The 3,185-nt window shown below is 56.7% G+C and carries 7 protein-coding genes; 3 read left to right on the forward strand and 4 right to left on the reverse strand.

The genetic code is table 11. The annotated features are described in order from the left end of the window. Positions 1-44: 44 nt before the first annotated feature. Together HU811_RS26080 and HU811_RS26085 are read right to left on the reverse strand one after the other, a co-directional pair. On the reverse strand, positions 45-215 hold the full coding sequence (locus HU811_RS26080) for a hypothetical protein (RefSeq protein ID WP_186658948.1): 171 nt from the start codon (positions 213-215) through the stop codon (positions 45-47). 27 nt (positions 216-242) lie between these two features. Further along, positions 243-545 carry a DUF1883 domain-containing protein gene (locus HU811_RS26085; protein ID WP_003182962.1) on the reverse strand — a complete coding sequence of 101 codons (303 nt, stop codon included), beginning with the start codon at positions 543-545 and terminating at the stop codon, positions 243-245. A gap of 199 nt (positions 546-744) precedes the next feature. Between HU811_RS26085 and HU811_RS26090 the strand changes: the two genes are divergently transcribed. Both HU811_RS26090 and HU811_RS26095 read left to right on the forward strand, forming a co-directional pair. Beyond that, positions 745-1,095 carry a hypothetical protein gene (locus HU811_RS26090; RefSeq protein WP_139050581.1) on the forward strand — a complete coding sequence of 117 codons (351 nt, stop codon included), beginning with the start codon at positions 745-747 and terminating at the stop codon, positions 1,093-1,095. 109 nt (positions 1,096-1,204) lie between these two features. Next, positions 1,205-1,435 carry a hypothetical protein gene (locus HU811_RS26095; RefSeq protein WP_092398989.1) on the forward strand — a complete coding sequence of 77 codons (231 nt, stop codon included), beginning with the start codon at positions 1,205-1,207 and terminating at the stop codon, positions 1,433-1,435. A gap of 16 nt (positions 1,436-1,451) precedes the next feature. Here the strand turns inward: HU811_RS26095 and HU811_RS26100 are convergent, their stop codons facing one another. Together HU811_RS26100 and HU811_RS26105 are read right to left on the reverse strand one after the other, a co-directional pair. Next, a complete protein-coding gene (locus tag HU811_RS26100) occupies positions 1,452-1,733 on the reverse strand; it encodes a hypothetical protein (protein WP_047227640.1) in 282 nt (93 codons plus the stop codon). A gap of 115 nt (positions 1,734-1,848) precedes the next feature. Beyond that, positions 1,849-2,064 carry a hypothetical protein gene (locus tag HU811_RS26105; RefSeq protein WP_092398987.1) on the reverse strand — a complete coding sequence of 72 codons (216 nt, stop codon included), beginning with the start codon at positions 2,062-2,064 and terminating at the stop codon, positions 1,849-1,851. Positions 2,065-2,297: 233 nt separating this feature from the next. Here HU811_RS26105 and galU point away from each other — a divergent pair, with 233 nt between their 5' ends. Next, the gene (gene galU, locus HU811_RS26110) at positions 2,298-3,137 is read left to right on the forward strand and encodes a UTP--glucose-1-phosphate uridylyltransferase GalU (protein WP_047227638.1); all 840 of its coding nucleotides are present in this window, start codon (positions 2,298-2,300) and stop codon (positions 3,135-3,137) included. Positions 3,138-3,185: the final 48 nt, after the last annotated feature.

The following is a 3,185-nucleotide window of genomic DNA, read 5'->3' on the forward strand; positions in this document are numbered from 1 at the left end:
CCAGCGGGAGCAAGCTCCCTCGCCACCGAGATCCAACGAAATTTTTACAGTGCTTTACTGACTTTGACGTCGCTGATCACATCATCGGTCTGGTCATGCATTGCCCGCAGCGCCGCCATGGCTTCGTCCACTGTGCCGGTTTGCAGTTGCGCGAATTCGAAGCGGCGTTCGCCGTTAAGCTTGTAATTGATGACGTATTTGGTTGTCTGGGCCACGTTTTTGCCTGTCTTGAAGGGCGATGCTCAGCTCAGTTTCGAGCTGGAACGCCGGATGATTTTGATCTTGTGGGTCAGGGTCGGCTTGCGCGTGACGCTGATGGCACGGCGGTTGACGGTGTCGATGGTGATGTTCCAGAAGCCGGTGCTCGGTGCGGTGATCCTGGCCGGGAACGTGTCGAACGCGCCGCCGTGATAGGTGTGCCGGCCGCCGTTCTTGAAACTGCGGAAGTTGGCGTCGTTCATCAAGCGGATGTTGCACATTTGCGAGCATTCGATGACGACGATATCGTCTTCGTTGAGGTGCTCGCGCTGGTGAATGAATTTCATGGGCGCCTCCAAAAGGGCTTTTTCTACCAAATCAAAACGATAGCAAGGTCAATGCTGCGCAGTTTATCAGCACCGGGTGCTAATATCCGGCCTGCGCGCCACGCTTTGTTCATTTATCGCAGGACGCGCAAAAAAACACGCAGGACGCTGGAGAAAAGCAGCGTTTACATTGTCGGAGGATCTTTATCGGAGGAATCATATGAAGCGCAGCGTGTGGGTGTTGGCATTGGCCATGAGTGGATGTGCATCGGTATCGGACATCAACCAGACACCGCCCACCATGAATGTCATCTCCGGAAAGAAGCCTCAGGAATATGCCAAGTGCGTAGCTGACAAGCTGGCCAGCACCCGGGGGCCGCTGCAAATGGAACCGCACAAGAATGGCGTGCGCTTGATCGTCCCCGGCAAATTGTCGACGCTGCCGGCGGCGGTGTTCGACATTGATGAGCGCTCCAGTGGCAGCAGTATCAAGCTGCACGAAAGTCTGTCCAACGTGCCCGTACGTCCAGGTGATGTGCAGGACGCGGCCAACGCCTGCATTTCCGGTTGAGCCAGGGCTCGGCCTGACGGGCAGGCCGGGCATCGGATAAACTGCTGCCCTCGACAAAAAATGCCGCCACGGTCGACGTTGGCGGCATTGTCATTTATGGAGCCAGTCGATGAAGCGCGAGCAGGTGCGTGAGCGCCATGCAGAAGGTCTTATCTGCGCCACCCATGTGATTCAGAACCCGGCGAACCCGGGGGAGTGGATCGTCTTTTTCAAGAAAAGCGCAGGACGCAGCTTTTTTCTGGTGGATGACCAGGACGAAGTTGAGTCCTTCAGCCGTCTCGACGACCTGATCGAGATCATCCGCGGCCTGGGGATCAAGTTCGCCGAGATCCACATCTGAGTGTCAGGCCACCGGGTTATTTACACACCACCAGGACGCTGCGGCTGGTGAAGTTGCCGACATCGACACCCAGGGTCTTGTCGCTTTCCTTGGCTTGCGGCGTGCCATCGGTACCCACGATGCGGTAGCCGGTGCCGGCACAGGAGGCGTCAGCCTTTTCATAACAGGTGGCCCAGGAGTTCGCTTCGCCCGAGCAGTCGATGGTCAGGCCTTGTTCGCCGGTGTTCAGGTAGGTTTTTTCGGCCGTGGCACAGCCTGCCAGGGCCAGGACTGCAAACAGCGCCAGAAATTTTTTCATGGAATCGTCATCAAGAAGGAAGGGGCTGGCGCGAGGTTATAGCGAATGGCCATTTCGGTACAGATAAACAAAGCCTCGTTCCATGCCAGACGACATTTACTTGAGGCTTGTCTCGTTACTTTTTACGACGGGGGCTGCGCGCTGGAGCCGTTTCACGCTCTTTGGCCGCCGGGGCAGCGCGCTCGTCCTGAAACACAGCGGCCACTTCCACCGCCATCGCTTTGCTGGGCAAGGGGCCGGCGACCTGTTCACCGTGGTAGTTGATGATCCACCACTGACCGTCTTTGTCCTGGCTGACCGAATAACCGTTTGCGTTTTTTGTTGCCGACATCTAGCTGCCTCATTGGCGGGATCAAGAGTGCCATGATACGTCAAATGCTCGCAAACAGCGCCCATGAGCGTACAGTGAGACCGCCTGGCCATCGCAATGAAAGATGATTGAACTATCCGCCATTTTTTATTTCTCTATGATGGCATCGATTGGCCAGCCTGGGCATTGTAAGGTGCCTGTGGCCTGATTAGACTGCGCCGAAACTCGTACATACCGCCTTTTCAAGGACTTATATGATCAAGAAATGCTTGTTCCCAGCAGCCGGTTACGGTACTCGCTTCCTGCCAGCGACTAAAGCCATGCCTAAAGAAATGCTGCCGGTGGTGAACAAGCCACTGATCCAGTACGGCGTCGAAGAAGCCCTTGCTGCGGGCTTGACGGAAATCTCCATCGTCACTGGCCGCGGCAAGCGCGCCCTGGAAGACCATTTCGACATCAGCTACGAGCTGGAAAACCAGATCAAGGGCACCGACAAAGAGAAGTACCTGGTCGGCATCCGCAAACTGCTGGACGAATGTTCGTTCTCCTACACCCGCCAGACCGAAATGAAAGGCCTGGGCCACGCGATCCTGACCGGCCGCCCACTGATCGGTGACGAACCCTTCGCCGTGGTCCTGGCGGACGACCTGTGCGTCAACCTCGAAGGCGACGGCGTGTTGACCCAGATGGTCAAACTGTACAAGCAGTTCCGCTGCTCCATCGTGGCGATCCAGGAAGTCGATCCGCAGGAAACCAACAAGTACGGCGTAATCGCCGGCGAAATGATCCGCGACGACATCTACCGCGTCCACAGCATGGTTGAAAAACCAAAGCCTGAAGATGCGCCGTCGAACCTGGCAATCATCGGTCGTTACATCCTGACCCCGGACATCTTCGACCTGATCGAACAGACCGAGCCAGGCAAGGGCGGTGAAATCCAGATTACCGACGCCCTGATGAAGCAGGCCCAGAACGGCTGCGTCATGGCCTACAAATTCAAAGGCAAGCGTTTCGACTGCGGTGGCGCCGAAGGCTACATCGACGCGACCAACTTCTGCTTCGAGAATTTCTACAAGACCGGCAAGGCTTACTGATAGCCTGCGCCGCACCTTGAAAAACGCCCCGACTGGTTCGGGGCGTTT

It is taken from the genome of Pseudomonas tehranensis, assembly GCF_014268615.1.
In the GTDB taxonomy this organism is placed as follows: Bacteria; Pseudomonadota; Gammaproteobacteria; order Pseudomonadales; family Pseudomonadaceae; genus Aquipseudomonas; species Aquipseudomonas tehranensis.

Coding starts and splice junctions, on each gene's coding strand:
- HU811_RS26085 (WP_003182962.1), bottom strand. CDS start 545: ATGAAATTCATTCACCAGCGCGAGCACCTCAACGAAGACGATATCGTC.
- galU (WP_047227638.1), top strand. CDS start 2,298: ATGATCAAGAAATGCTTGTTCCCAGCAGCCGGTTACGGTACTCGCTTC.
- HU811_RS26090 (WP_139050581.1), top strand. CDS start 745: ATGAAGCGCAGCGTGTGGGTGTTGGCATTGGCCATGAGTGGATGTGCA.
- HU811_RS26100 (WP_047227640.1), bottom strand. CDS start 1,733: ATGAAAAAATTTCTGGCGCTGTTTGCAGTCCTGGCCCTGGCAGGCTGT.
- HU811_RS26095 (WP_092398989.1), top strand. CDS start 1,205: ATGAAGCGCGAGCAGGTGCGTGAGCGCCATGCAGAAGGTCTTATCTGC.
- HU811_RS26105 (WP_092398987.1), bottom strand. CDS start 2,064: ATGTCGGCAACAAAAAACGCAAACGGTTATTCGGTCAGCCAGGACAAA.